This is a genomic window from Pseudomonas allokribbensis (assembly GCF_014863605.1).
Taxonomy (GTDB): domain Bacteria; phylum Pseudomonadota; class Gammaproteobacteria; order Pseudomonadales; family Pseudomonadaceae; genus Aquipseudomonas; species Aquipseudomonas allokribbensis.
In genome coordinates, this window is sequence record NZ_CP062252.1 from 6,345,844 (window position 1) to 6,369,602 (window position 23,759).

A 23,759-nucleotide genomic window follows, 5' to 3' on the forward strand; every position below is an offset into this window, starting at 1 on the left:
CGCTCCAACCGGATCATCAGGCCGGCTCCGGCACCTTGCCGAACGCCCCTTGCCGCGACAGCAGAATCACCAGACCGAACGCCCCGGCCGCCATGAACCACGGCAATGCGTGCCCGCTGATCCATTGACTGCCCGCCCCCGCCGCCAACGGCCCGATCAGGCAACCGACACCCCACAGTTGCGCGACATGCGCATTGGCCCGCACCAGCGCGTCGTCGCGGTAGCGCTCGCCGATCAGGATCAGCGACAGGGTGAACAAGCCACCGGCACTGGCGCCGAACAGTACCCACAGCGGCCAGATCAGCAAGGTGTCGATCAGCATCGGGATCGCCAGACTCGACAGCATCAGCACCACGGCGCAACCGGTGAACAAGGTCCGCCGCGACAGGTAGTCGGCCAGCGCACCGATCGGCAATTGCAGCAGCGCATCGCCGACCACCACGGTGCTGACCATCGCCAGCGCGATTTCCGCCGTGAAGCCCTGTTGCAGGCAGTACACCGGCAACAGGGTCAGGATCATTGCCTCGAATGCAGCGAACAGCGACACCGCCCAGGCAATTGCCGGCAATTCGCGGCTGAAGCCCCATAGATCGCCGAACGTCACGCTGCTGGCCTCGCTGCTCGGTGCACCGCTGCGCCCCAGCAGCAAAAGCGGCGCCGCGATCAAAAGGCCGACACCCGCCCAGAAGCCGTAATCATGCTCGGTGCCGAGCGCACCCAGCAGTAACGGGCCGGACAGTTGGCTCAATGCATAACTGCTGCCATACAGCGCCACCAATCGCCCGCGCCACTGCTCGACCACCAGTTGATTGATCCAGCTCTCGCCGAGGATGAACACGATCGTCAGGATTACCCCAATCATCAGCCGCAGTACCAGCCAGATCGGATAACTCGGCAACAATGCCAGCAGGCCGATGGACAATGCCCCGCCCCACAGGCACAGGCGCATCAGGTTCGCCGTACCGAAGCGCGCCGCCAGATGACTTGAAACCTTAGCCCCCAGCAACACACCGATGGCCGGCATCGCCGCCATCACGCCGATGGCGAACGAACCATAACCCCAGCCCTCCAGACGCAACGACACCAGCGGCATGCTGACACCCAGGGCCAGGCCAACACTCAAGACAGACGCCAACACGGCGAAATACGTCGCCCAACGCATGGTCCACGCTCCTGTGGATAATTTTTATGTGCACCACAAAACACTGTGGGAGCGAGCTTGTTCGCGATAACGGTTTCACACTCAGCAGATTTGCTGACGGATACACCGCTTTCGCGAGCAAGCTCGCTCCCACAGGGATCTTTGTATCGTTCGGGAGCCTGCCGGAGCAGGCCCCCTCAACGGTTTACAGCTTGATCCAGGTCGCCTTCAGCTCGGTGTATTTGTCGAACGCATGCAGCGACTTGTCACGGCCGTTGCCCGACTGCTTGAAGCCGCCGAACGGTGCGGTCATGTCGCCGCCATCGTACTGATTGACCCACACGCTGCCGGCACGCAGCGCCTTGGCGGTCAGGTGAGCCTTGGAAATGTCCTGCGTCCAGACCGCTGCCGCCAGGCCGTAAGGCGTGTCGTTGGCGATGTTGATCGCTTCCTCGGCCGTGTCGAAGGCGATGACCGACAGCACCGGGCCGAAGATTTCTTCCTGAGCGATCTTCATCGCGTTGCTCACGCCGTCGAAAATCGTTGGCTCGACGTAAGTGCCACCGGTTTCCTGAAGGATGCGCTTGCCGCCGGCCACCAGTTTGGCGCCGTCGGTGTGGCCCGACTCGATATAGGACAGCACGGTGTTCATCTGCTGGGTGTCGACCAGCGCACCGACGTTGGTGGCTGGATCCAGCGGGTTGCCCGGTTTCCAGGCCTTCAGGGCCTCGATCACCATCGGCAGGAATTTGTCCTTGATCGAACGCTCGACCAGCAGACGCGAACCGGCGGTGCAGACTTCGCCCTGGTTGAAGGCGATGGCGCTGGCAGCGGACTCGGCCGCAGCCTGCAGGTCCGGCGCATCGGCAAACACGATGTTCGGGCTCTTGCCGCCAGCTTCCAGCCAGACGCGTTTCATGTTTGATTCGCCGGAATAGATCATCAGTTGCTTGGCGATCTTGGTCGAACCGGTGAACACCAGGGTGTCGACGTCATTGTGCAGAGCCAAGGCTTTGCCGACGGTGTGGCCATAACCCGGCAACACGTTCAGCACGCCTTTCGGAATGCCGGCTTCAACCGCCAGTTCGGCGATGCGGATGGCGGTCAGCGGGGATTTTTCCGACGGCTTGAGGATCACCGAGTTACCGGTCGACAGCGCCGGGCCGAGTTTCCAGCAGGCCATCATCAGCGGGAAGTTCCACGGCACGATGGCGCCAACCACGCCCACTGGCTCGCGGGTTACCAGTCCCAACTGATCGTGCGGAGTCGCGGCGACTTCGTCGTAGATCTTGTCGATCGCTTCACCGCTCCAGCTCAGCGCTTGCGCCGCGCCCGGAACGTCGATGTACAGCGAATCGCTGATCGGCTTGCCCATGTCGAGGGTTTCGAGCAGGGCCAGCTCTTCGGCGTGCTGTTTCAGCAGGCCGGCGAAACGGATCATGGTGGCTTTGCGTTTGGTCGGCGCCAGGCGCGACCAGACACCGGAATTGAAGGTGGCGCGGGCATTTTCCACGGCGCGCTGGGCATCGGCGGCGTCACAGCTGGCAATCTTGCCCAGCAGACGGCCATCGACCGGACTGATGCACTCGAAGGTCTCGCCGGAGACGGCATCGGTGTACTCGCCATTAAGGTAGGCGCGGCCTTCGATCTTCAGGTCGCGGGCGCGCTGTTCCCAGTCGGCACGAGTCAGGGTGGTCATTCGAGTGTCCTCCTCTTGTTGAATACGAGCGCCGCGCGATCTTCGCCGGCGTCCTCAGGAATTCTGCCCGGCCAGCCTGTTTTCGGCCCAAGGCACCCGCCACCCTAAACCAGCGGCCGGGGTTGTTTCAATATATTTGACATAAGGCGGTTATACAGCCTTGCGGCGTTCAATTTAATCAACATAGACTTTGGCCCCTTCAAGCCACCGCGCCGTCATCACGGGAGAAAACAACAATGAACATCCAGAACGTCGTCGACATCAGCCTGACCATGGACCAGGCCGAACGCTACCGCCCGGACCCGGCAAAAGTCCTCAAGGGCGATCCCGAACAAGCGGTGTTCAATCAATACGACAGCCCTTGCGGGCAAATGGGCGTCGGCGTGTGGGAAGGTGCAGTCGGGCAATGGACAGTGAATTACACCGAGCATGAATACTGCGAAATCCTGCAAGGCGTTTCGGTGCTACGTGACGGCGAAGGCAATGCCAAGACCCTGCGTGTCGGTGACCGCTTCGTGATTCCGGCCGGCTTCCGTGGCACCTGGGAAGTGCTGGAAGCCTGCCGCAAGGTCTATGTGATCTTCGAACAAAAAGCCTGAGGCCTTTCATCAGGCAACAAAAAAGGCCCGTATCGTGAGATACGGGCCTTTTTCGTAAGTCGGGAAAAATCAATTACTTGATTTTGCCTTCCTTGTAGATCACGTGCTTGCGAACAACCGGATCATATTTCTTGATCTCGATTTTGTCCGGGGTAGTACGCTTGTTCTTGTCGGTAGTGTAGAAGTGACCAGTACCGGCGCTCGAGATCAAACGAATCAATTCACGCATGATTAGCTCCCTTAAACCTTGCCGTCGCGACGCAGCTCGGCCAGCACAACGCTGATGCCACGCTTGTCGATGATACGCATGCCTTTGGCGGAAACGCGCAGGCGTACGAAACGTTTCTCTTCTTCAACCCAGAAGCGGTGATGCTGCAGGTTCGGCAGGAAACGACGACGGGTTTTGTTGTTTGCGTGGGAAATGTTGTTCCCAGTCACCGGACCCTTACCGGTAACTTGACATACTCTAGACATGCCTCAGCCCTCTAAAACCACATGCCCAACCCGGCATGGGTTGGCCGCTTAATCTCTAGTCATTGTGGCGCCAGGCGCCGCGATTCTTTAGAGGTCTTACCGGCTACACCTACAAGCGAAGGAACCGGGCCCCTAGAAAAGAGCGCTGCTTTATACCAGAAAGACCACGGAGCAACAACTTTCCGTGTGCAAAGAATGGCTAAAAAGCCGCTTTTTCCGCCCGCAAGCGGCTTGGGCAAAGGCTGGCGGCAATTTTTACCATTCGTCGAAGAAAACCGATCATACCCGCAATCGAGACTTTTCCTGCCGCCACTTCCGATAAATCCTCAGCCGCGCAGCCCCGAAAATGCAAAAAGGGGATAGTCATTTGCAATCGCGACCACTAGGGTAGGCCTTTTCCAGACTGCACTTGCAGATGGGCCTTCGATCTGTAAAGGAAGCCGACCATGCGCCTCGCTGCCCTCCCCCTGCTGCTCGCCCCGCTATTGCTGAGCCCCCTGGCCCATGCCGCCGCCCTGAGCGTGTGCACCGAGGCCAGCCCCGAAGGGTTCGACGTGGTGCAATACAACTCGCTGACCACCACCAACGCTTCGGCCGACGTGCTGATGAATCGCCTGGTGGACTTCGATACCGCCAGCGGCAAGGTGGTCCCGAGCCTGGCCGATAGCTGGGAAGTCAGCACCGATGGCCTGAGCTATGTGTTCAAACTGCACCCGCAAGTGAAGTTTCACACCACCGAATACTTCAAGCCGACCCGCGAGCTGACCGCCGAAGACGTCAAATTCAGCTTCGACCGCATGCTCGACCCGGCCAACCCGTGGCACAAGGTCGCCCAGAGCGGCTTCCCGCACGCCCAGTCGATGCAGTTGCCGAGCCTTATCAAGAAGATCGACGCACTGGATCCGCTGACCGTGCGTTTCACCCTCGACCACCCGGACTCGACATTCCTCGCGACCCTGAGCATGGGTTTCGCCTCGATCTATTCCGCCGAATACGCCGACAAACTGCTGAAGGCCGGCGCGACCGATAAGCTCAACAGCCAACCGGTCGGCACCGGCCCGTTCGTCTTTACCCGATTCCAGAAAGACGCGTCGATCCGCTACAAGGCCAACCCGGACTACTTCGGCGGCAAGCCTGCGGTGGATCCGTTGATCTTCGCCATTACCCCGGACGCCAACGTGCGCCTGCAAAAGCTGCGGCGTAACGAGTGCCAGATTGCCCTGTCGCCAAAACCATTGGACGTACAGGCCGCGAAGGAAGAACCGACGCTGAAAGTCGAAAAGACTGACGCGTTCATGACCGCTTTCGTCGGCATCAACAGCCAGCATCCGCCATTGGACAAACCGGAAGTGCGTCAGGCGATCAACCTCGCTTTCGACAAGGCCAACTACCTCAAGGCTGTGTTCGAAGACACCGCCGAAGCCGCCAACGGCCCGTATCCACCGAACACCTGGAGCTACGCCAAGAACCTGCCGGGCTACCCGCACGACGTGGAAAAGGCCAAGGCGTTGCTGGCCAAGGCCGGACTGAAGGAAGGCTTCCAGACCACCATCTGGACGCGCCCGTCAGGCAGCCTGCTCAACCCGAACCCGAGTCTGGGTGCACAACTGCTGCAATCGGACCTGGCGGAAATCGGCATTCAGGCGGAAATCCGCGTGATCGAGTGGGGCGAACTGATCCGTCGCGCCAAGGCTGGCGAACATGACCTGCTGTTCATGGGCTGGGCCGGCGACAACGGCGATCCGGACAACTTCCTCACGCCGCAGTTTTCCTGCGCGGCAGTGAAGTCCGGCACCAACTTCGCCCGCTACTGCAATGCCGATCTGGACAAGCTGATCAGCGCCGGCAAGACCACCAGCGAGCAAGGCGTACGCACCAAGCTCTACGAACAGGCACAGGCGCAGATCCAGCAGCAGGCATTGTGGCTGCCGCTGGCGCATCCGACGGCGTATGCATTGACGCGTAAAGACGTGCAGGGTTACTCGGTGAGCCCGTTCGGGCGGCAGGATTACTCCAAGGTCACCCTGAAGTAATCCGCCCCGGCTTGCAGCGACTGCAGTCGCTGCAAGCTACATCCAGCCACACTCCGCCATCGACAACGGCTCCCCATCGCCAACGATGAAGTGATCGAGCACTCGCACATCGATCAGCTCAAGCGCTTTCTGCAATCGCTTGGTCAATAATCGATCAGCCTGACTGGGATCCGTGTTTCCCGACGGGTGGTTGTGGCACAGAATCACGGCCGCCGCATTGTTCGCCAGCGCACGCTTCACCACTTCCCTGGGATGTACGGCGGTGTTGTCGATGGAGCCCCGAAACAGCGGTTCGAAGGTCAGCACTTGGTGTTTTGAGTCCAGAAACAGGCAACCGAACACCTCGTGTGGCTCGTGGCGCAGCATGGCTTTGAGGTAGTCGCGTACGACCTGTGGATTTTCCAGCGTCGGTTTCTGGCGCATGCGCTCGGCCAGATGCCGCCGGGCCATCTCCAGCACCGCCTGCAATTGAGCAAATTTCGCCGGCCCCAGCCCCAATTGCTCGCTGAACGCCCCGAGATCTGCCTCCAGCAACGCACGAAGGCTGCCGAACTGATTCAACAAGTGTCGCGCCAGATCCACCGCGCTTTTCCCGGATACGCCGGTGCGTAAAAAAATCGCCAGCAATTCGGCATCGGAAAGACTTCCCGAGCCCTGTTCAAGCAGCTTCTCCCGCGGCCTTTCCGCCGCCGGCCAATCGCGAATACTCATACACATTCCTTGTCTGTGGGCGCCGCTGTTCCGTAGCGGTCGCTGTGATATCGTAGCCCATCTTTTTTGCGGGCGAATTCACCCTGGGGAGGGGGTTTCGCCACGTATGTCACCAACGAAATGAAAGGCAGACCTATGCAGCGGCTGTATCGGAAACGCATCGTTCTGGGCGTCGGCGGCGGTATCGCTGCCTACAAGAGCGCTGACCTTGTTCGCCGCCTGATCGACCAGGGCGCCGAAGTGCGCGTGGTCATGACCCGTGGCGGCAGCGAATTCATCACCCCGCTGACCATGCAGGCCCTGTCCGGCCACCCGGTTCACCTGGATTTGCTCGACCCGGCCGCCGAAGCGGCGATGGGCCACATCGAACTGGCCAAATGGGCCGATATGGTGCTGATCGCCCCGGCCACCGCCGACCTGCTGGCCCGTCTGGCTCAAGGCATTGCCAACGATCTGCTGACCACACTGGTGCTGGCCACCGACGCCATCGTCGCTGTCGCTCCGGCGATGAACCAGGCCATGTGGCGCGATCCGGCCACCCAGGCCAACCTGCAACTCCTTGAAAGCCGTGGCCTGAAGACCTTCGGCCCGGCCTCCGGTAGCCAGGCCTGCGGCGACGTCGGCATGGGCCGCATGATGGAAGCCACCGACCTGGCCCAGCTCGCGGCGGACTGCTTCCAGCGTCAGGCACTGACCGGCAAGCACGTGGTGATCACTGCTGGCCCGACCCAGGAAAACATCGACCCGGTGCGCTACATCACCAACCACAGCTCCGGCAAAATGGGCTTCGCCCTGGCGGAAGCGGCGGTGGAAGCCGGCGCCCGCGTCACGCTGATCAGCGGCCCGGTGCATTTGCCGACACCGGATCGCGTCACCCGTATCGATGTGGTCAGCGCCCGCGACATGCTCGCCGCCTGTGAAGCCGCGATCCCTTGCGACATCTTCATCGCCTCGGCGGCGGTCGCGGACTACCGTCCGGAAGTCGTCGCCCCGCAAAAATTAAAGAAAGATCCTACGAGCGGTGACGGTTTCGTCCTGCAAATGGTGCGCAACCCGGACATCCTGGCCACCATCGCGACCCGTCCCGACCGTCCGTTCAGTGTCGGCTTCGCCGCCGAGACCGAACACCTGCTCGACTACGCTGCACGCAAGCTGAAGGACAAGAATCTCGATCTGATCGTCGCCAACGACGTCGCCAACCCGAGCATCGGTTTCAACAGCGAAGAAAACGCCTGCAGCGTCATCGACCGTGCGCTGCACGCCACGGTTTTCGCCCAGACCAGCAAGAGCAAGATCGCTCGCCAACTGGTCACTTTTATCGCCGAACGTCTGAACCAGGTTTAATTTACATGCACGCTTTGCAAGCCAAGATCCTCGACCCACGCATCGGTACCGAATTCCCGCTGCCGCAATACGCCACGCCAGGCTCCGCCGGCCTCGACCTGCGCGCCATGCTGCAAGAGGAAATCGTGATCAAGCCGGGTGAAACCGTGCTGATCCCTACCGGTCTGTCGGTGTACATCGGCGACCCGAACCTCGCCGCGCTGATCCTGCCGCGCTCGGGCATGGGCCATAAGCACGGCATCGTGCTGGGCAATCTGGTCGGTCTGATCGACTCCGATTACCAGGGCCCGCTGATGGTCTCCTGCTGGAACCGTGGCCAGACCGAATTCACCATGCCGGTCGGCGAGCGTCTGGCGCAACTGGTGCTGGTGCCGGTGGTGCAGGCGCACTTCGAAATGGTTGAAGAGTTCGTCGAAACCGAGCGCGGCGCTGGCGGTTTCGGCCACTCCGGCACCAAGTGATCGGCTAGAAATCTGTCGTGGCGAGGGCGTGTTTCTCGCCACGAATTTCAAAATGTCATCTGCAAGGTTTAGCACCGAAAATCAAGGCATTGGCAGGCCAAAGCCACGCCGGACAAGGCGTCATGGCCCTTTCACACCACGAACTCTCTGTGAAAACCGCCGTCATACCCTTCAGTTTGAGCCAGCCGCCGAGATGATTCGTCGGCGTGTCCCGCCACTTTCGAGATGGAGCATTTCCGCAGATGAGCACCCCCGCCCAAGTCGCCCCGAAGCTTCCCGACAGCATCTTCCGCGCCTATGACATTCGCGGCACCGTGCCGGAATTCCTCAATGCCGAAACCGCCTACTGGATCGGCCGCGCCATTGGCTCCCAGAGCCTGGCCCAGGGTGAACCGAACGTGTCCGTTGGCCGTGACGGCCGCCTGTCCGGTCCCGAACTGGTTGCCGCGCTGATTCGCGGCATCGCCGAAAGCGGCTGTCACGTCAGCGACGTCGGCCTGGTGCCGACCCCGGCGCTGTATTACGCCGCCAACGTGCTGGCGGGCAAATCCGGCGTGATGCTTACCGGCAGCCACAACCCGTCGAACTACAACGGCTTCAAGATCGTGATCGCCGGCGACACCCTCGCCAACGAACAGATCCAGGTTCTGCACGAGCGTATCAAGACCGGCAACCTGAGCAGCGGCCAGGGCAGCGTGACCCAGGTCGAGATCCTCGACCGCTACACCACCGAAATCGTCCAGGACATCAAACTGGCCCGGCGCCTGAAAGTCGTGGTCGACTGCGGCAACGGCGCGGCCGGCGTGATCGCCCCGCAACTGATCGAAGCGCTGAACTGCGAAGTCATCCCGCTGTTCTGCGAAGTCGACGGCAACTTCCCGAACCACCACCCGGACCCGGGCAAGCCTGAAAACCTTGTCGACCTGATCGCCAAGGTCAAGGAAACCAAGGCTGACATCGGCCTGGCCTTCGACGGTGACGGCGACCGCGTCGGCGTGGTGACCAACACCGGCACCATCGTGTTCCCGGACCGCCTGCTGATGCTGTTTGCCCGCGACGTGCTGGCCCGCAACCCGGGCGCGGAAATCATCTTCGACGTCAAATGCACCCGTCGCCTGATCCCGCTGATCAAGGAATATGGCGGCCAGTCGCTAATGTGGAAGACCGGTCACTCGTTGATCAAAAAGAAAATGAAACAGACCGGCGCGTTGCTGGCCGGTGAAATGAGCGGGCACATCTTCTTCAAGGAACGCTGGTTCGGTTTCGACGACGGCATTTACAGCGCCGCACGGCTGCTGGAAATCCTCAGCAAGGAAAAATCCGACGCGGAAACGCTGTTCGCGACCTTCCCGAACGATATTTCCACGCCGGAAATCAATATCCATGTGACCGAAGAGAGCAAATTCAGCATCATTGATGCACTGCACGATGCACAGTGGGGCCCAGGCGCCGACCTGACCACCATTGACGGCGTGCGGGTCGATTACGCCAAAGGCTGGGGCCTGGTGCGCGCCTCCAACACCACACCGGTGCTGGTGCTGCGTTTCGAGGCCGATGACCAGGCTGAATTGCAGCGCATCAAGGCTGTGTTCCATGCCCAACTGAAACGCGTTGCACCTGATCTCCAACTACCGTTCTGATTTCTGATTCACCCGGAGCCCTGAATGACCCTCGAACGCGAAGCCGCCGCCCACACCGCCCAGGTCCTGTCCGAAGCGCTGCCTTACATCCGACGTTATGTCGGCAAGACCCTGGTGATCAAATACGGCGGCAACGCGATGGAAAGCGAGGAGCTGAAAACCGGCTTCGCCCGCGACATCGTCTTGATGAAAGCCGTGGGGATCAACCCGGTCGTGGTTCATGGCGGCGGCCCGCAGATCGGTGATCTGCTCAAGCGCCTGTCGATCGAAAGCCACTTCGTCGACGGCATGCGCGTGACCGACGCGGCGACCATGGACGTGGTGGAAATGGTCCTCGGCGGTCAGGTCAACAAAAGCATCGTCAACCTGATCAACCGTCACGGCGGCAGCGCCATCGGCCTGACCGGCAAAGACGCGGGGCTGATTCGTGCGAAAAAGCTCACCGTCACCCGCCAGACCCCGGAGATGACTCAGCCGGAAATCATCGACATCGGCCAGGTGGGCGAAGTCGTCGGGATCAACACCGAACTGCTTAACCTGCTGGTCAAAGGCAACTTCATCCCGGTGATCGCGCCGATCGGCGTGGGTGAGAACGGCGAGTCGTACAACATCAACGCTGACCTGGTGGCCGGTAAAGTCGCCGAAGCGCTGAAAGCCGAGAAGCTGATGCTGCTGACCAACATCGCCGGCCTGATGGACAAGTCGGGCACCGTGCTGACCGGCCTGAGCACCCAACAGGTCGACGACCTGATCGCCGACGGCACCATCTACGGCGGCATGCTGCCGAAGATCCGCTGCGCACTGGAAGCGGTTCAGGGCGGTGTCGGCAGCTCGCTGATCATCGACGGCCGCGTGCCGAACGCGATCCTGCTGGAAATCTTCACCGACACCGGTGTGGGCACGCTGATCAGCAATCGCAAGCGTCCGTAAGCCGTAGCGCAAACAAAAAGACCCCGCTCAGCCAGGCTGAGCGGGGTCTTTTTTTGCCCTGAAGAAGCGATCAGACACCGAACTGGGCGCGATAGGCTTCAACGGCTGGCAGGTGTTGCTTGAGCTGCGGGTCGTCAGCCAGGAATTCCAGCACCTGGTTCAGCGACACGATGCTGATGACCGGGATGCCGAAATCACGTTCGACTTCCTGAATCGCCGACAGCTCACCGTTGCCACGCTCCTGACGGTTCAGGGCGATCAGCACGCCGGCAGCCTTGGCGCCGTCCTGGGAAGCGATGATCTGCATCACTTCACGGATCGCGGTGCCGGCGGTGATCACGTCGTCGATGATCAGCACGTCGCCGGTCAGCGGAGCGCCGACCAGGCTGCCGCCTTCGCCGTGGGCCTTGGCTTCCTTGCGGTTGAAGCACCATGGCAAATCGCGGTTATGGTGCTCGGCCAGCGCCACGGCAGTGGTTGCCGCCAGCGGGATGCCTTTGTAGGCCGGGCCAAACAGCACGTCGAACGGAATTCCGCTCTCGGCGATGGCTGCGGCGTAGAAACGACCCAGCTGCGCCAGCGCGGAGCCCGAGTTGAACAGACCGGCATTGAAGAAGTAAGGACTGGTGCGCCCGGACTTCAGGGTGAACTCACCGAAGCGCAAAACGCCGCGATCGATGGCAAAACGAATGAAATCGCGCTGATACGCTTGCATGAAAAAAACCCCAAATACCACGGATTTAGCTAATTAGCTTGACGCCGTGTATCATACACGCACGCGATTTTTGGGGCCATTTATGCGGATCATCAGTGTGAACGTCAATGGTATTCAGGCTGCAGTCGAGCGAGGTTTGCTCAGTTGGCTGCAGGCACAGAATGCCGACGTCATCTGCCTGCAGGACACCCGTGCCTCCGCCTTTGAACTGGACGACCCAGCCTTCCAACTGGATGGCTACTTCCTTTATGCCTGCGACGCAGAAGTTCCCGCCCAAGGTGGCGTGGCTTTGTACTCGCGGTTGCAACCGAAGGCTGTCATCAGCGGTCTCGGTTTCGAGACGGCCGACCGCTACGGGCGCTACCTGCAAGCAGATTTCGACAAAGTCAGTATTGCCACCTTGCTGCTTCCTTCGGGGATGAACGGCGATGAGGACTTGAACCAGAAGTTCAAGCTCATGGACGACTTCGGCAAGTACCTGGACAAACAGCGGCGCAAACGTCGCGAGTACATTTATTGTGGCTCGCTGTACGTCGCGCAGCAGAAGCTCGACATCAAGAACTGGCGCGACAGCCAGCAATCCCCGGGCTTCCTGGCGCCGGAACGCGCCTGGATGGACGAGATTGTCGGCAACATGGGCTACGTAGACGCCCTGCGCGAAGTCAGCCGCGAAGGCGACCAGTACAGCTGGTGGCCGGACAACGAACAGGCCGAGATGCTGAATCTGGGCTGGCGCTTCGACTACCAGATCCTGACCCCGGGCCTGCGGCGCTTCGTGCGCAGTGCACGCCTTCCGCGTCAGCCACGGTTCTCGCAGCACGCGCCGCTGATCGTCGACTACGACTGGACGCTGACCATCTAAGCGTCGATTCGTGGATGCAAAAAAGCCGACATCGATGTCGGCTTTTTTGTGGGCGCTGATTTTTGCTTTTATGCAGGGGACTCGAGTTGATCGTTATTTGAGCAATCGCCAAGTGAACGGATAGCGGTAAGGGAATCCGTTGTTAGCCTTCACCCCTGCAATAATCGGCAGCACAAACGAGCAAATGACCACCGGGATAATCAGCAGATACCCAATAAGCACTACCGTCAGCCCCACGCCAATGAGCGTAGCAATGGTCATCGTGATCTGAAAATTCAGTGCTTCCTTACCCTGCGCATCAATAAACGAGTCCTTCTCACGCTTCATCTGCCAGAGGATCAGCGGCCCGATCAAACTGCCAAATGGAAACCAGATCCCCAGCAAACCGGACAAGTGACAGAACATCGCCCATTGGCGAACCTCCTGGCTCGGCTTGGGCAGTAACTCTTGCTCATCACTCATCGCGTCTTCCTTGTGGGTACGAACCGTCTCAGTCGGCCAGTGCGGCCGTTTGCAGTTCGAAGATCTCGTTCATGCCTTTCTTGGCCAGTTCCAGCATCGCGTTCAGCTCTTCAGGCTGGAACGGCGCGCCTTCGGCGGTGCCCTGCACTTCGATAAAACCACCGGTGCTGGTCATTACCACGTTGAGGTCAGTCTCGGCGGCGGAATCTTCAAGATAGTCCAGGTCCAGCACCGGCTCGCCCTGGTACATGCCCACGGAAACAGCGCCGATCATTTGCTTGAGCGGGTCGCCGCCCTTCAGGCCGCCGCGCTTCTTGATCACTTTCAAGGCATCGACCAGTGCAACCATCGCGCCGGTGATCGACGCGGTACGGGTGCCGCCGTCAGCCTGGATCACGTCGCAATCGACGTACAGGGTGACGTCGCCCAGCTTGGACATGTCCAGCGCGGCGCGCAGGGAACGGCCGATCAGACGCTGGATTTCCAGGGTGCGGCCGCCCTGCTTGCCACGGCTCGCTTCACGCTGGTTACGCTCGCCGGTGGCGCGCGGCAGCATGCCGTACTCGGCGGTCAGCCAGCCCTGGCCCTGGCCTTTCAGGAAACGCGGTACGCCGTTTTCGACGCTGACGGTGCAGATGACTTTGGTATCACCGAATTCGACCAGTACCGATCCTTCGGCGTGCTTGGTGTAGTTGCGGGTAATGCGGATCGAGCGGAGCTGATCGGCAGCGCGACCACTTGGACGTTTCATAGGAGATACCTGTACTGGGGACGGAAAACTGCGGAGCATTATAGAGCTGCGCACCGCGCCTGGGCACTGCTTAAAAATTCCGGCCGTCGATCAAGGGCCCTGAAACGCACTTCGCCGACGGCCTGCAGCCCTTTGTCACACCGTGTGTTTGGGCGCATCTGCCGCACTGCGCTACAATCCTGCGCCTTTGCTGCCAGTCGGCTTAAATTCATTGATATCGAGCTGCGGAGCTTCAATCCGCGCCGATCTGTATCGCGAGGTCACCGCCATGGTGCACAGCATGACCGCCTTCGCCCGCGTCGAGAAAGCCGGCGTTCAGGGCACCCTGAGCTGGGAACTGCGCTCGGTCAACAGCCGCTACCTGGAACCCCATCTGCGCCTGCCGGAGTCGTTCCGCGACCTCGAAGGCGCCGTCCGCGAAGCCCTGCGCCAGGGCCTGTCGCGCGGCAAACTGGAATGCACCCTGCGCTTTACCGAAGAAAGCACCGGCAAGCCGCTGCAAGTGGACCGCGAGCGCGCTGCGCAACTGGTCGCTGCCGCTGAAACCGTCGCCGGCCTGATCAAGAACCCGGCCGCGCTGAACCCGCTGGAAGTGCTGGCCTGGCCCGGCGTACTGGTCGCCGACGCCACCGACCCGCAGGCGTTGAACGCCGAGGCGCTGGCCCTGTTCAATCAAGGCCTGAAAGATCTCAAGGCCGGGCGCGAGCGCGAAGGCGGGGAGCTGGCACGTCTGATCAACGATCGCCTGACTTCCATCGAGGAAGATGTGGTGACCCTGCGCGAACTGGTTCCGCAGATGCTCGCCACCCAGCGCCAGAAAGTCCTCGACCGCTTCGCCGACATGAAGGCCGAGATGGACCCGCAGCGCCTGGAACAGGAAATGGTCATGCTCGCGCAAAAGAGCGACGTGGCCGAAGAACTGGATCGCCTGAGCACCCACATCATCGAAGTTCGCCGGGTGCTGAAATCCGGCGGTGCCGCCGGTCGGCGCCTGGACTTCCTGATGCAGGAACTCAACCGCGAAGCCAACACACTGGGCTCCAAGGCCTTCGACCCGCGCAGCACCCAGGCGGCGGTCAACCTCAAGGTGTTGATCGAGCAGATGCGCGAACAAGTGCAGAATATTGAGTAAGGCTACCCCGACATGACCCACAGCACCGGCACCCTGTACATCATTTCCGCCCCTTCGGGCGCGGGCAAGAGCAGTCTGGTCAAGGCCCTGACCGACGCCAACCCGGAAATCCGCGTCTCGATTTCCCACACCACCCGCGCCATGCGCCCGGGCGAAGTGGACGGCGTGAACTATCACTTCGTGACCCGCGAAGAATTCGTGAAGATGGGCGAGCACGGCGATTTCCTCGAACGCGCCGAAGTCTTCGGCAACTTCTACGGCACCTCGCAAAGCCGCCTGCAGCAGACCCTGGACGAAGGTCACGACCTGATTCTGGAAATCGACTGGCAAGGCGCCGAGCAAGTGCGCAAGCTGATGCCGCAGGCCCGTTCGATCTTCATCCTGCCGCCATCGCTGCAGGCCCTGCACCAGCGCCTGACCAACCGTGGCCAGGACAGCGACGAGATCATCGACGGCCGGATGCGTGAAGCGGTCAGCGAGATGAGCCACTACGTCGAGTACGACTACTTGATCATCAACGACGATTTCGCCCACGCGCTGGACGATCTGAAAGCGATTTTCCGCGCCAATCAGCTGCAACAGAAACGCCAACAAGTGCGTTTCGGCAAATTGCTGGCTGAATTGCTGGGCTGAAACAGCACTTCCCAAAACCGCTGCAAGGGCTTTACATTGGTGCTTGCAGCGCGTTGAAGAGTCTGGTCAAAAAATCAGCGCTTCCCTAATCGCTGGTGATTTTTTAAACTGTTGAGTCCGCTCGCCCAACCGGGCAGCGCGCATATTGCATTCGCTCCGAGGAATACCATGGCCCGCGTAACCGTTGAAGACTGCCTAGAACACGTGGAAAACCGCTTTGAGCTGGTCATGCTCTCTACCAAGCGTGCCCGTCAACTGGCCACCGGCGGCAAAGAGCCCCTGGTACAGTGGGAAAACGACAAACCGACCGTAGTTGCGCTGCGTGAAATCGCTGAAGGCCTGATGAGCTACGAGTTCATCGCCGAGCAGGAAATCGTCCACGAAGACCCGGTCTTCGCTGCGTTCGAGGACGAGTCCAACGAGGCCGTCTAAGCCTATGCCTGGTCGACGTAGCACGGCGCGGGATCACAGCCTACGGCAGGAGTTATCATGCCGAGCATAGACGCCCTCGCCGATCGCTTATCGACCTACCTCGGCAACGACCAGGTCAACCTGGTCCGCCGAGCGTATTTCTACGCCGAACAAGCCCACGACGGCCAACGCCGCCGCAGTGGCGAGGCGTACGTCACGCATCCTCTTGCCGTGGCCAATATTCTTGCCGACATGCACATGGACCATCAGAGCCTGATGGCCGCGATGCTGCATGACGTGATCGAAGACACCGGTATCGCCAAAGAAGCGCTGCAAGCGCAATTCGGTGAAACCGTGGCCGAACTGGTCGACGGGGTCAGCAAACTGACCCAGATGAACTTCGAGACCAAGGCCGAAGCCCAGGCTGAAAACTTCCAGAAAATGGCCATGGCCATGGCCCGCGACATTCGCGTGATCCTGGTCAAGCTCGCCGACCGCCTGCACAACATGCGCACGCTGGAAGTGCTGTCCGGCGAAAAACGCCGGCGCATCGCCAAGGAAACCCTCGAGATCTATGCCCCCATCGCCAACCGGCTGGGCATGCACGCGATCCGCATCGAGTTCGAAGACCTCGGTTTCAAGGCCATGCACCCGATGCGTTCCGCGCGGATCTACCAGGCGGTCAAGCGCGCCCGGGGCAACCGCAAGGAAATCGTCAACAAGATCGAAGAGTCCCTTGGCCATTGCCTCGCCATCGACGGCATCCAGGGTGAAGTCAGCGGTCGCCAGAAACACCTCTACGGCATCTACAAGAAAATGCGCGGCAAGCGTCGGGCCTTCAACGAAATCATGGACGTCTACGCGTTCCGGATCATCGTCGACAAGGTCGATACCTGCTACCGCGTACTGGGTGCTGTACATAATTTGTACAAACCGTTGCCGGGGCGCTTCAAGGATTACATCGCGATCCCCAAGGCCAACGGCTATCAGTCGCTGCACACCACGCTGTTCGGCATGCACGGTGTACCGATCGAGATTCAGATCCGTACCCGCGAAATGGAAGAGATGGCCAATAACGGCATCGCCGCCCACTGGCTGTACAAATCCAGTGGTGACGAGCAGCCGAAAGGCACTCATGCCCGGGCCCGCCAGTGGGTCAAGGGCGTGCTGGAAATGCAGCAACGTGCCGGCAATTCGCTGGAATTCATCGAGAGCGTGAAGATCGACCTGTTCCCGGACGAGGTCTACGTGTTCACGCCCAAAGGCCGGATCATGGAGCTGCCCAAAGGCTCCACGGCGGTCGACTTTGCCTATGCGGTGCACACCGACGTCGGCAACAGCTGCATCGCCTGCCGGATCAACCGTCGTCTCGCACCGCTGTCCGAACCGCTGCAAAGCGGCTCCACGGTCGAGATCGTCAGCGCCCCCGGCGCGCGGCCGAACCCGGCGTGGCTCAATTTCGTGGTCACCGGCAAGGCGCGGACCCACATCCGTCATGCGCTGAAACTGCAACGCCGCTCCGAGTCCATCAGCCTCGGCGAACGCCTGTTGAACAAGGTGCTCAACGGCTTCGACAGCGCGCTGGAACAGATTCCGGCCGAACGCGTGAAGGCGATGCTCACCGAGTACCGCCTCGAACTGATCGAAGATTTGCTTGAAGACATCGGCCTGGGCAACCGCATGGCCTACGTCGTGGCGCGCCGCCTGCTCGGCGAAGGCGAACAATTGCCAAGCCCGGAAGGTCCGCTGGCGATTCGCGGCACCGAAGGCCTGGTCCTCAGTTACGCCAAATGCTGCACGCCGATCCCGGGCGACCCGATTGTCGGTCACCTGTCGGCGGGCAAAGGCATGGTCGTGCACCTGGACAACTGCCGCAACATCAGCGAAATCCGCCACAACCCGGAAAAATGCATCCAGCTCTCGTGGGCCAAGGATGTCACCGGCGAATTCAACGTCGAACTGCGCGTCGAACTGGAGCACCAGCGCGGCCTGATCGCCCTGCTGGCCAGCAGCGTCAACGCGGCCGACGGCAATATCGAGAAAATCAGCATGGACGAACGCGATGGCCGCATCAGCGTCGTCCAACTGGTGGTCAGCGTCCACGACCGTGTGCACCTGGCCCGCGTGATCAAGAAACTGCGCGCACTGACCGGGGTGATCCGCATCACCCGCATGCGTGCATAACTCAGACATTACAAGGAGTCATACATGACCAAGACCGTTATCACCAGCGACAAGGCCCCGGCCGCCATCGGCACTTACTCCCAGGCGATCAAGGCTGGCAACACTGTCTACATGTCGGGCCAGATCCCGCTGGACCCGAAAACCATGGAACTGGTCGAAGGCTTCGAAGCCCAGACCGTCCAGGTGTTCGAGAACCTGAAAGCCGTGGCCGAAGCTGCCGGCGGTTCGTTCAAGGACATCGTCAAGCTGAACATCTTCCTCACCGACCTGAGCCACTTCGCCAAGGTCAACGAGATCATGGGCAAGTACTTCGACCAGCCGTACCCAGCGCGCGCCGCCATCGGCGTTGCTGCCCTGCCAAAGGGTTCGCAGGTTGAAATGGATGCCATTCTGGTCATCGAGTAATGCGCACGGCGCGGCCCTTCAAGGTCGCGCCGACTGCTCTGCGGTAAAGAAAAGGTTTTGAAAGGATTCCACCATGCGCAAAGCGCTTGCTCTCTCGCTGCTCGCCATTTTCCTCGGCGGTTGCGCCAGCAACCCTGCCGACCGTGACATCAGCGGCACCTGGATCAACCAGGTCGCCATCGATGCCGCCGCCAAGGGCGGCCCCCTGCGCGAAGCGCTTCAGGCCTACGGCCCGAACCTGGAATGGGACATCAACACCAAGGCCAGTCAGGCCCGCTTCACCAACGGTTTTGAGAACGTCGAAGGACGGCTGCTGGGCGAACAGTCCGGCGCCTGGAAAGTCGATTTCTACGGCAGCTCCGGCAGCGAGCTGAAGCGCGACGGTAGCCAGTTGCACCAGGCCGCCAGCGAAAACGAACCACAGCAGCTCTTCGACCGAGCCCAGATCCCCGTGCCGGAAGGCGCACCGATCGGTGCCAGCTTCGAACGCGCCCTGTACTCAGCCTACCTGGGTGGCAACTGGACGATCGCCAGCGGTCAGGGCGAAGGTGCCACCGTGCAATTCCAGGCCGACGGACAAGTCTCCGGCCTGCCGGGTGCCGATCGCTATGCCCTGTGCCTCGCAGGCGATTGCGCGTCGATGAGCAGCGGCAACGACAGCATGTGGCTGCAACAGAACGGTCAGGGCAACAACTGGATCTTTGTGCGCAAGGGCAAGGAACTGGAAATCCTGCAGGCCGTGAACACGGCGCTGGCGGATGAACAACCGCAGTTCAGCCCCGGCGAACGCAAGTGGTTGCTCGAAAAGCAGTGATCTGCGCTTGAAACAAAAAAGGCGGAAGCAAGCCATTGCTCCCGCCTTTTTTACGTCCGGAAGTCAGCAGCGACCTTCAAGAATCGCGGCATACCCCTCGCGATAACTCGGATACGTCGGCACCCAGCCCAACGCCTTCGACCGGGCATTGCTGCAGCGCTTGCTGCCGGTTCGACGCACGCTCTCGTCTTCCGACCATTCGGTGACACCCAGATACTCACGCAACCAGGCAACGACCTCGGCCAGCGGTGCCGGCGCATCGTCCACGCCGATGTAGATGTCATCCAGCGCCACACCTTTGCGATCCGCCTCCAGCAGAAACGCCATCAAACCCGCTGCGTCATCGGCATGAATGCGATTGCCATACAGCGGCGGATCGACCGCCACGCGATAACCACGCCGCACCTGGGTCAGCAGCCATTCACGGCCCGGGCCGTAGATGCCGGTCAGACGCACGATGGTCGCCGGGATGCCGCTGTTCAGCGCGATTTGCTCGGCCTCCAGCATCAATCGACCGGAATAACCCGCAGCCACGGTTTCGGAGGTTTCATCTACCCATTCCCCGTCCTGCTGCCCGTAAACACTGCTGCTGGAAACGAACAACAGCCGATCCGGCACCTGTCCGTAATCGTCCAGCCAGCCCAACACATGCTGCAAACCCTGCACATAAGCCGCGCGATAACCGGCTTCATCGTGCTCGGTCGCAGCCGCGCAATACACCAGATAATCCACGGCGCCGACCGGCCAGGTCTCGGGGCAATCTTCATTGAACAAGTCACCGGCCACACCGATAACGCCTTCCGGCAAACGTGAAACATCCCGGCGCAGGCCATACACCTGAAAACCGGCAGCCAGTAATTGCTTTGCCAGACGGCTGCCGACATCACCGCAACCGGCGATCAAAACAGAGGGCGCGGACATCAAAAATCTCCCATCGGAAAGCGACAGACTAGCCTTGGCAGGGGACGAGCGGCTAGCAATGAAGGAAAAAAAGCAACTCTATTACTTTTGTTAACAAGAATTACTTGCAATAATGCACGCCACTTTTGTTCTCGGCCTCACGAGGCCTGGAAGAGCATCACCGTTTTTCTATCTCAGGTCCGGCCAGCATGACACGCAATCAAATCCCCGCTTCGCCAACCAACCGACCTCGCGCCTGGAGCGCGGTGGCTGCCCTGCTCCTCAGCCTGATGCTGGCGCCAACCGCCGCTTTCGCTGACGCCCAGACGCCGGCCACTCCAGCCGCTCACGAGCAGACTGCACCGGCCGCCCCTGCCGCAGCGCCGGCCGCGACCGACCCGGTTCAGGCCGTGGACGCCAGCGCCGAAGACGCACCTGAAGTCCTCGAAGCCGACAACACCCTGGGCATGGCCCACGACCTGTCGCCTTGGGGCATGTACCAGAACGCCGATATCATCGTGAAAATCGTGATGATCGGCCTGGCCATCGCGTCGATCATCACCTGGACCATCTGGATCGCCAAGGGCCTTGAGCTGATGGGCGCCAAGCGTCGTCTGCGTGGCGAAATCGCTGCCCTGAAAAAAGCCACCACCCTTAAAGAAGCCAGCGCCACTGCGGCGAAGGAAGGCACCCTCGCCAACCTGCTGGTTCACGACGCCCTTGAAGAGATGCGCCTGTCGACCAACGCACGCGAGAAAGAAGGCATCAAGGAACGCGTCAGCTTCCGCCTCGAGCGTCTGGTGGCTGCCTGTGGCCGCAACATGAGCAGCGGCACCGGCGTACTCGCCACCATCGGTTCCACCGCACCGTTCGTCGGTCTGTTCGGCACCGTGTGGGGCATCATGAACAGCTTCATCGGCATCGCCAAAACCCAGACCACCAACCTCGCCGTCGTGGCACCGGGCATCGCTGAAGCGCTGCTGGCCACCGCACTGGGTCTGGTCGCTGCGATCCCGGCGGTGGTGATCTACAACGTGTTCGCCCGCTCCATCGCCGGTTACAAGGCTCAGGTGTCCGATGCGTCGGCAGAAGTCCTGCTGCTGGTCAGCCGCGATCTCGACCACCAGCCTGAGCGCAGCAGCTCGCAACCGCACATGGTGAAAGTGGGGTAATCGGCCATGGGCCTGCATTTGAAAGAAGGCGCAGACGACGATCTGGCCGAGAACCACGAAATCAACGTCACGCCGTTCATCGACGTGATGCTGGTGCTGTTGATCATCTTCATGGTGGCTGCTCCGTTGGCCACCGTGGACATCAAGGTCGACCTGCCTGCCTCGACCGCCAAACCGGCGCCGCGGCCGGAGAAACCGGTGTTCCTCAGCGTGAAAGCTGACCAGCGCCTGTTCCTCGGCGAAGACGAGGTGAAAGCCGAAGCGCTTGGCGCCACCCTCGACGCCCGGACCAAAGGCAAGAAAGACACGACGATCTTCTTCCAGGCCGACAAAGGCGTGGACTACGGCGACCTGATGAGCGTGATGGACAACCTGCGCGCCGCCGGTTACCTGAAGGTCGGTCTGGTCGGACTCGAGAGCGCAGTCAAGAAATGATCACGACGCGCCATAAGCTGACGCGTTACAGCGGTAGCCTGGCCGTGGTGCTGGGCGTTCATGCGCTGGCCATCGCGCTGGCGCTGAACTGGACCGCCCGCCCGCCCATCGAATTGCCGCCGCAGGCAATGATGGTCGAGCTGGCACCGGTTCCGGCCCCGCCACCGCCTGCACCGCCGAAAGTCGTCACGCCACCGCAGCCACCGGCTCCGGTCGAAGAACTGCCGATCCCGAAACTGGCCGAAGCCCCCAAGGCAGAAATTGCTGTGCCCAAGCCGGTGAAGCCCAAGCCGAAACCGCAACCGCCAAAACCGGTTGAGAAGAAACCGGAGCCTGTGAAGGAAAAACCTTCCGAGGAAAAACCGGCAGAAACTCAGCAGACCCAGGCGCCGACGGAGAAATCCGCCCAGCCGGCACCGGGCCCGTCGCCAGCACAACTGGCGGCCAAGGCCAGTTGGCAAGGCACCCTGCTCGCGCACTTGCAGAAGTACAAGAAGTACCCGCAAAGCGCACAGGCGCGGGGCAAGGAAGGCTTGAACCGGCTGCGTTTCGTGGTCGATGCCGAAGGCAACGTGCTGTCGTTCGAACTGGTGGGCCGTTCTGGTAACGCTGATCTGGACCGGGCTACCCTGGACATGATCCGCCGCGCTCAACCGCTGCCCAAGCCACCGGCTGACATGCTGACCAATGGCTCGATCGAAATTGTTGCGCCGTTTGTTTACTCGCTGGAACGCCGCCGCTGATCTGCACTGGCAGAACACGGCTCGATCCCGCCAGAAAGGCACCGAAAGGTGCCTTTCTCATATCTGCAAACGGCAAACCGGCATTGCCCGGTGTCGCATTCATCACTCAGTCTGATAACGTGCGTCTATCGATTGCAGCCGGTATGCTTGGCCCGCATCTTCATGGACGCTTGCTATGACCCTCACAGAATTACGCTACATCGTTACCCTCGCCCAAGAGCAGCATTTCGGCCACGCGGCCGAGCGTTGCCACGTCAGCCAGCCGACCCTGTCGGTGGGCGTGAAAAAGCTTGAAGACGAACTCGGTGTGCTGATTTTCGAGCGCAGCAAAAGCGCCGTGCGCCTGACCCCGGTCGGCGAAGGCATCGTCGCCCAGGCGCAGAAAGTGCTGGAGCAGGCCCAAGGCATCCGCGAACTGGCCCAGGCCGGCAAGAACCAACTGACCGCCCCGCTGAAAGTCGGCGCGATCTACACCGTCGGCCCGTACCTGTTCCCGCACCTGATTCCACAACTGCACCGGGTCGCCCCGCAGATGCCGTTGTACATCGAAGAAAACTTCACCCACGTGCTGCGCGACAAACTGCGCAACGGCGAACTGGACGCGATCATCATCGCCCTGCCGTTCAACGAAGCCGACGTGCTGACCCTGCAACTCTACGACGAGCCGTTCTACGTCCTGATGCCGGCCCAGCACCCGTGGACCCAGAAAGAATCCATCGACGCCGCGCTGCTCAACGACAAGAGCCTGCTGCTGCTCGGCGAAGGCCACTGCTTCCGCGATCAGGTTCTGGAAGCCTGCCCGACCCTGACCAAGGGCAACGACGGCGCCAAACACACCACGGTGGAATCCAGCTCCCTGGAAACCATTCGCCACATGGTCGCGTCCGGCTTGGGCATTTCGATCCTGCCGCTGTCGGCGGTGGACAGCCATCACTACGCCCCGGGTGTGATCGAGGTTCGTCCGTTGTCGGCACCGGTGCCGTTCCGCACCGTGGCCATCGCTTGGCGTGCGAGCTTCCCGCGGCCAAAAGCCATCGAGATCCTCGCCGACTCCATTCGCCTGTGCTCGGTCGCCAAACCCGCCGCGCCGGTCACGGCCGGTTAAGCC

At 61.0% G+C, this 23,759-nt stretch carries 25 protein-coding genes and 1 pseudogene; 17 read left to right on the plus strand and 9 right to left on the minus strand.

Going from position 1 to position 23,759, the window contains the following annotated elements; genetic code table 11:
• Positions 1 to 16: 16 nt before the first annotated feature.
• The gene (locus IF199_RS29275; protein ID WP_096817292.1) at positions 17 to 1,162 is read right to left on the minus strand and encodes an MFS transporter; all 1,146 of its coding nucleotides are present in this window, start codon (positions 1,160 to 1,162) and stop codon (positions 17 to 19) included.
• A 184-nt stretch (positions 1,163 to 1,346) separates the two neighbouring features.
• Positions 1,347 to 2,840 carry an aldehyde dehydrogenase gene (locus IF199_RS29280; RefSeq protein WP_085708877.1) on the minus strand — a complete coding sequence of 498 codons (1,494 nt, stop codon included), beginning with the start codon at positions 2,838 to 2,840 and terminating at the stop codon, positions 1,347 to 1,349.
• A 236-nt stretch (positions 2,841 to 3,076) separates the two neighbouring features.
• Between IF199_RS29280 and IF199_RS29285 the strand changes: the two genes are divergently transcribed.
• Positions 3,077 to 3,439, plus strand: coding sequence for a cupin domain-containing protein (locus tag IF199_RS29285; protein WP_085708876.1), 363 nt, complete (start codon positions 3,077 to 3,079; stop codon positions 3,437 to 3,439).
• A 73-nt stretch (positions 3,440 to 3,512) separates the two neighbouring features.
• On the opposite strand, the gene rpmG is transcribed toward IF199_RS29285, so the two are convergent.
• Positions 3,513 to 3,668: a 50S ribosomal protein L33 gene (gene rpmG / locus IF199_RS29290; RefSeq protein WP_003177274.1), complete on the minus strand. Its 156-nt coding sequence runs from the start codon at positions 3,666 to 3,668 to the stop codon at positions 3,513 to 3,515.
• 11 nt (positions 3,669 to 3,679) lie between these two features.
• On the minus strand, positions 3,680 to 3,913 hold the full coding sequence (gene rpmB, locus IF199_RS29295; RefSeq protein WP_003177273.1) for a 50S ribosomal protein L28: 234 nt from the start codon (positions 3,911 to 3,913) through the stop codon (positions 3,680 to 3,682).
• Between the two features lie 446 nt (positions 3,914 to 4,359).
• On the opposite strand from rpmB, the gene IF199_RS29300 reads away from it, so the two are divergent.
• Positions 4,360 to 5,946: an ABC transporter substrate-binding protein gene (locus IF199_RS29300; protein ID WP_192559292.1), complete on the plus strand. Its 1,587-nt coding sequence runs from the start codon at positions 4,360 to 4,362 to the stop codon at positions 5,944 to 5,946.
• Positions 5,947 to 5,982: 36 nt separating this feature from the next.
• Here IF199_RS29300 and radC read toward each other — a convergent pair whose 3' ends face one another.
• Positions 5,983 to 6,657 carry a RadC family protein gene (radC, locus tag IF199_RS29305; RefSeq protein WP_096817287.1) on the minus strand — a complete coding sequence of 225 codons (675 nt, stop codon included), beginning with the start codon at positions 6,655 to 6,657 and terminating at the stop codon, positions 5,983 to 5,985.
• A gap of 135 nt (positions 6,658 to 6,792) precedes the next feature.
• Here radC and coaBC point away from each other — a divergent pair, with 135 nt between their 5' ends.
• The 4 genes and pseudogenes from coaBC to argB all read left to right on the plus strand — a co-directional run bounded on the left by coaBC (position 6,793) and on the right by argB (position 11,032).
• A complete protein-coding gene (gene coaBC / locus IF199_RS29310; protein ID WP_096817285.1) occupies positions 6,793 to 8,001 on the plus strand; it encodes a bifunctional phosphopantothenoylcysteine decarboxylase/phosphopantothenate--cysteine ligase CoaBC in 1,209 nt (402 codons plus the stop codon).
• Between the two features lie 5 nt (positions 8,002 to 8,006).
• The gene (gene dut, locus IF199_RS29315; RefSeq protein ID WP_096817283.1) at positions 8,007 to 8,462 is read left to right on the plus strand and encodes a dUTP diphosphatase; all 456 of its coding nucleotides are present in this window, start codon (positions 8,007 to 8,009) and stop codon (positions 8,460 to 8,462) included.
• 236 nt (positions 8,463 to 8,698) lie between these two features.
• A pseudogene (locus IF199_RS29320) lies at positions 8,699 to 10,102 on the plus strand (phosphomannomutase/phosphoglucomutase); the annotation flags it as partial.
• Between the two features lie 24 nt (positions 10,103 to 10,126).
• On the plus strand, positions 10,127 to 11,032 hold the full coding sequence (gene argB / locus IF199_RS29325; RefSeq protein ID WP_003229488.1) for an acetylglutamate kinase: 906 nt from the start codon (positions 10,127 to 10,129) through the stop codon (positions 11,030 to 11,032).
• A 70-nt stretch (positions 11,033 to 11,102) separates the two neighbouring features.
• Here argB and pyrE read toward each other — a convergent pair whose 3' ends face one another.
• Positions 11,103 to 11,747, minus strand: a complete 645-nt coding sequence (gene pyrE, locus IF199_RS29330; protein WP_011336558.1) for an orotate phosphoribosyltransferase — start codon at positions 11,745 to 11,747, stop codon at positions 11,103 to 11,105.
• A gap of 82 nt (positions 11,748 to 11,829) precedes the next feature.
• Here pyrE and IF199_RS29335 point away from each other — a divergent pair, with 82 nt between their 5' ends.
• Positions 11,830 to 12,609: an exodeoxyribonuclease III gene (locus IF199_RS29335; protein ID WP_007920349.1), complete on the plus strand. Its 780-nt coding sequence runs from the start codon at positions 11,830 to 11,832 to the stop codon at positions 12,607 to 12,609.
• A gap of 93 nt (positions 12,610 to 12,702) precedes the next feature.
• Here the strand turns inward: IF199_RS29335 and IF199_RS29340 are convergent, their stop codons facing one another.
• Positions 12,703 to 13,071: a DUF4870 domain-containing protein gene (locus IF199_RS29340; RefSeq protein ID WP_096817279.1), complete on the minus strand. Its 369-nt coding sequence runs from the start codon at positions 13,069 to 13,071 to the stop codon at positions 12,703 to 12,705.
• 28 nt (positions 13,072 to 13,099) lie between these two features.
• Positions 13,100 to 13,822 carry a ribonuclease PH gene (gene rph, locus IF199_RS29345; protein WP_085731379.1) on the minus strand — a complete coding sequence of 241 codons (723 nt, stop codon included), beginning with the start codon at positions 13,820 to 13,822 and terminating at the stop codon, positions 13,100 to 13,102.
• A 268-nt stretch (positions 13,823 to 14,090) separates the two neighbouring features.
• Here rph and IF199_RS29350 point away from each other — a divergent pair, with 268 nt between their 5' ends.
• The 6 genes from IF199_RS29350 (at position 14,091) to IF199_RS29375 (ending at position 19,401) form a co-directional block, all read left to right on the plus strand.
• On the plus strand, positions 14,091 to 14,954 hold the full coding sequence (locus IF199_RS29350) for a YicC/YloC family endoribonuclease (RefSeq protein ID WP_192559294.1): 864 nt from the start codon (positions 14,091 to 14,093) through the stop codon (positions 14,952 to 14,954).
• Positions 14,955 to 14,966: 12 nt separating this feature from the next.
• Positions 14,967 to 15,587 (plus strand): guanylate kinase, encoded by a 621-nt coding sequence (gene gmk, locus IF199_RS29355; RefSeq protein WP_003229498.1) that lies wholly within the window; start codon positions 14,967 to 14,969, stop codon positions 15,585 to 15,587.
• Between the two features lie 168 nt (positions 15,588 to 15,755).
• Positions 15,756 to 16,019 carry a DNA-directed RNA polymerase subunit omega gene (gene rpoZ / locus IF199_RS29360; protein ID WP_003229503.1) on the plus strand — a complete coding sequence of 88 codons (264 nt, stop codon included), beginning with the start codon at positions 15,756 to 15,758 and terminating at the stop codon, positions 16,017 to 16,019.
• A 57-nt stretch (positions 16,020 to 16,076) separates the two neighbouring features.
• On the plus strand, positions 16,077 to 18,182 hold the full coding sequence (gene spoT, locus IF199_RS29365) for a bifunctional GTP diphosphokinase/guanosine-3',5'-bis pyrophosphate 3'-pyrophosphohydrolase (protein WP_007954439.1): 2,106 nt from the start codon (positions 16,077 to 16,079) through the stop codon (positions 18,180 to 18,182).
• 24 nt (positions 18,183 to 18,206) lie between these two features.
• Positions 18,207 to 18,587: a RidA family protein gene (locus tag IF199_RS29370; protein WP_003229509.1), complete on the plus strand. Its 381-nt coding sequence runs from the start codon at positions 18,207 to 18,209 to the stop codon at positions 18,585 to 18,587.
• 73 nt (positions 18,588 to 18,660) lie between these two features.
• On the plus strand, positions 18,661 to 19,401 hold the full coding sequence (locus IF199_RS29375) for a putative periplasmic lipoprotein (RefSeq protein WP_192559295.1): 741 nt from the start codon (positions 18,661 to 18,663) through the stop codon (positions 19,399 to 19,401).
• Between the two features lie 63 nt (positions 19,402 to 19,464).
• Here IF199_RS29375 and IF199_RS29380 read toward each other — a convergent pair whose 3' ends face one another.
• On the minus strand, positions 19,465 to 20,322 hold the full coding sequence (locus IF199_RS29380) for an SDR family oxidoreductase (protein ID WP_192559296.1): 858 nt from the start codon (positions 20,320 to 20,322) through the stop codon (positions 19,465 to 19,467).
• Between the two features lie 188 nt (positions 20,323 to 20,510).
• Between IF199_RS29380 and exbB the strand changes: the two genes are divergently transcribed.
• The 4 genes from exbB to IF199_RS29400 all read left to right on the plus strand — a co-directional run bounded on the left by exbB (position 20,511) and on the right by IF199_RS29400 (position 23,756).
• The gene (exbB, locus tag IF199_RS29385; RefSeq protein WP_192559297.1) at positions 20,511 to 21,473 is read left to right on the plus strand and encodes a tonB-system energizer ExbB; all 963 of its coding nucleotides are present in this window, start codon (positions 20,511 to 20,513) and stop codon (positions 21,471 to 21,473) included.
• A 6-nt stretch (positions 21,474 to 21,479) separates the two neighbouring features.
• Entirely contained in the window at positions 21,480 to 21,908 is a 429-nt protein-coding gene (gene exbD, locus IF199_RS29390; protein ID WP_096817269.1) for a TonB system transport protein ExbD, read from the plus strand.
• Positions 21,905 to 22,651: an energy transducer TonB family protein gene (locus IF199_RS29395; RefSeq protein WP_096817268.1), complete on the plus strand. Its 747-nt coding sequence runs from the start codon at positions 21,905 to 21,907 to the stop codon at positions 22,649 to 22,651. Before exbD ends, IF199_RS29395 begins: the two co-directional genes overlap by 4 nt.
• Before the next feature lie 175 nt (positions 22,652 to 22,826).
• The gene (locus IF199_RS29400) at positions 22,827 to 23,756 is read left to right on the plus strand and encodes a hydrogen peroxide-inducible genes activator (RefSeq protein ID WP_007954418.1); all 930 of its coding nucleotides are present in this window, start codon (positions 22,827 to 22,829) and stop codon (positions 23,754 to 23,756) included.
• Positions 23,757 to 23,759 lie beyond the last annotated feature (3 nt).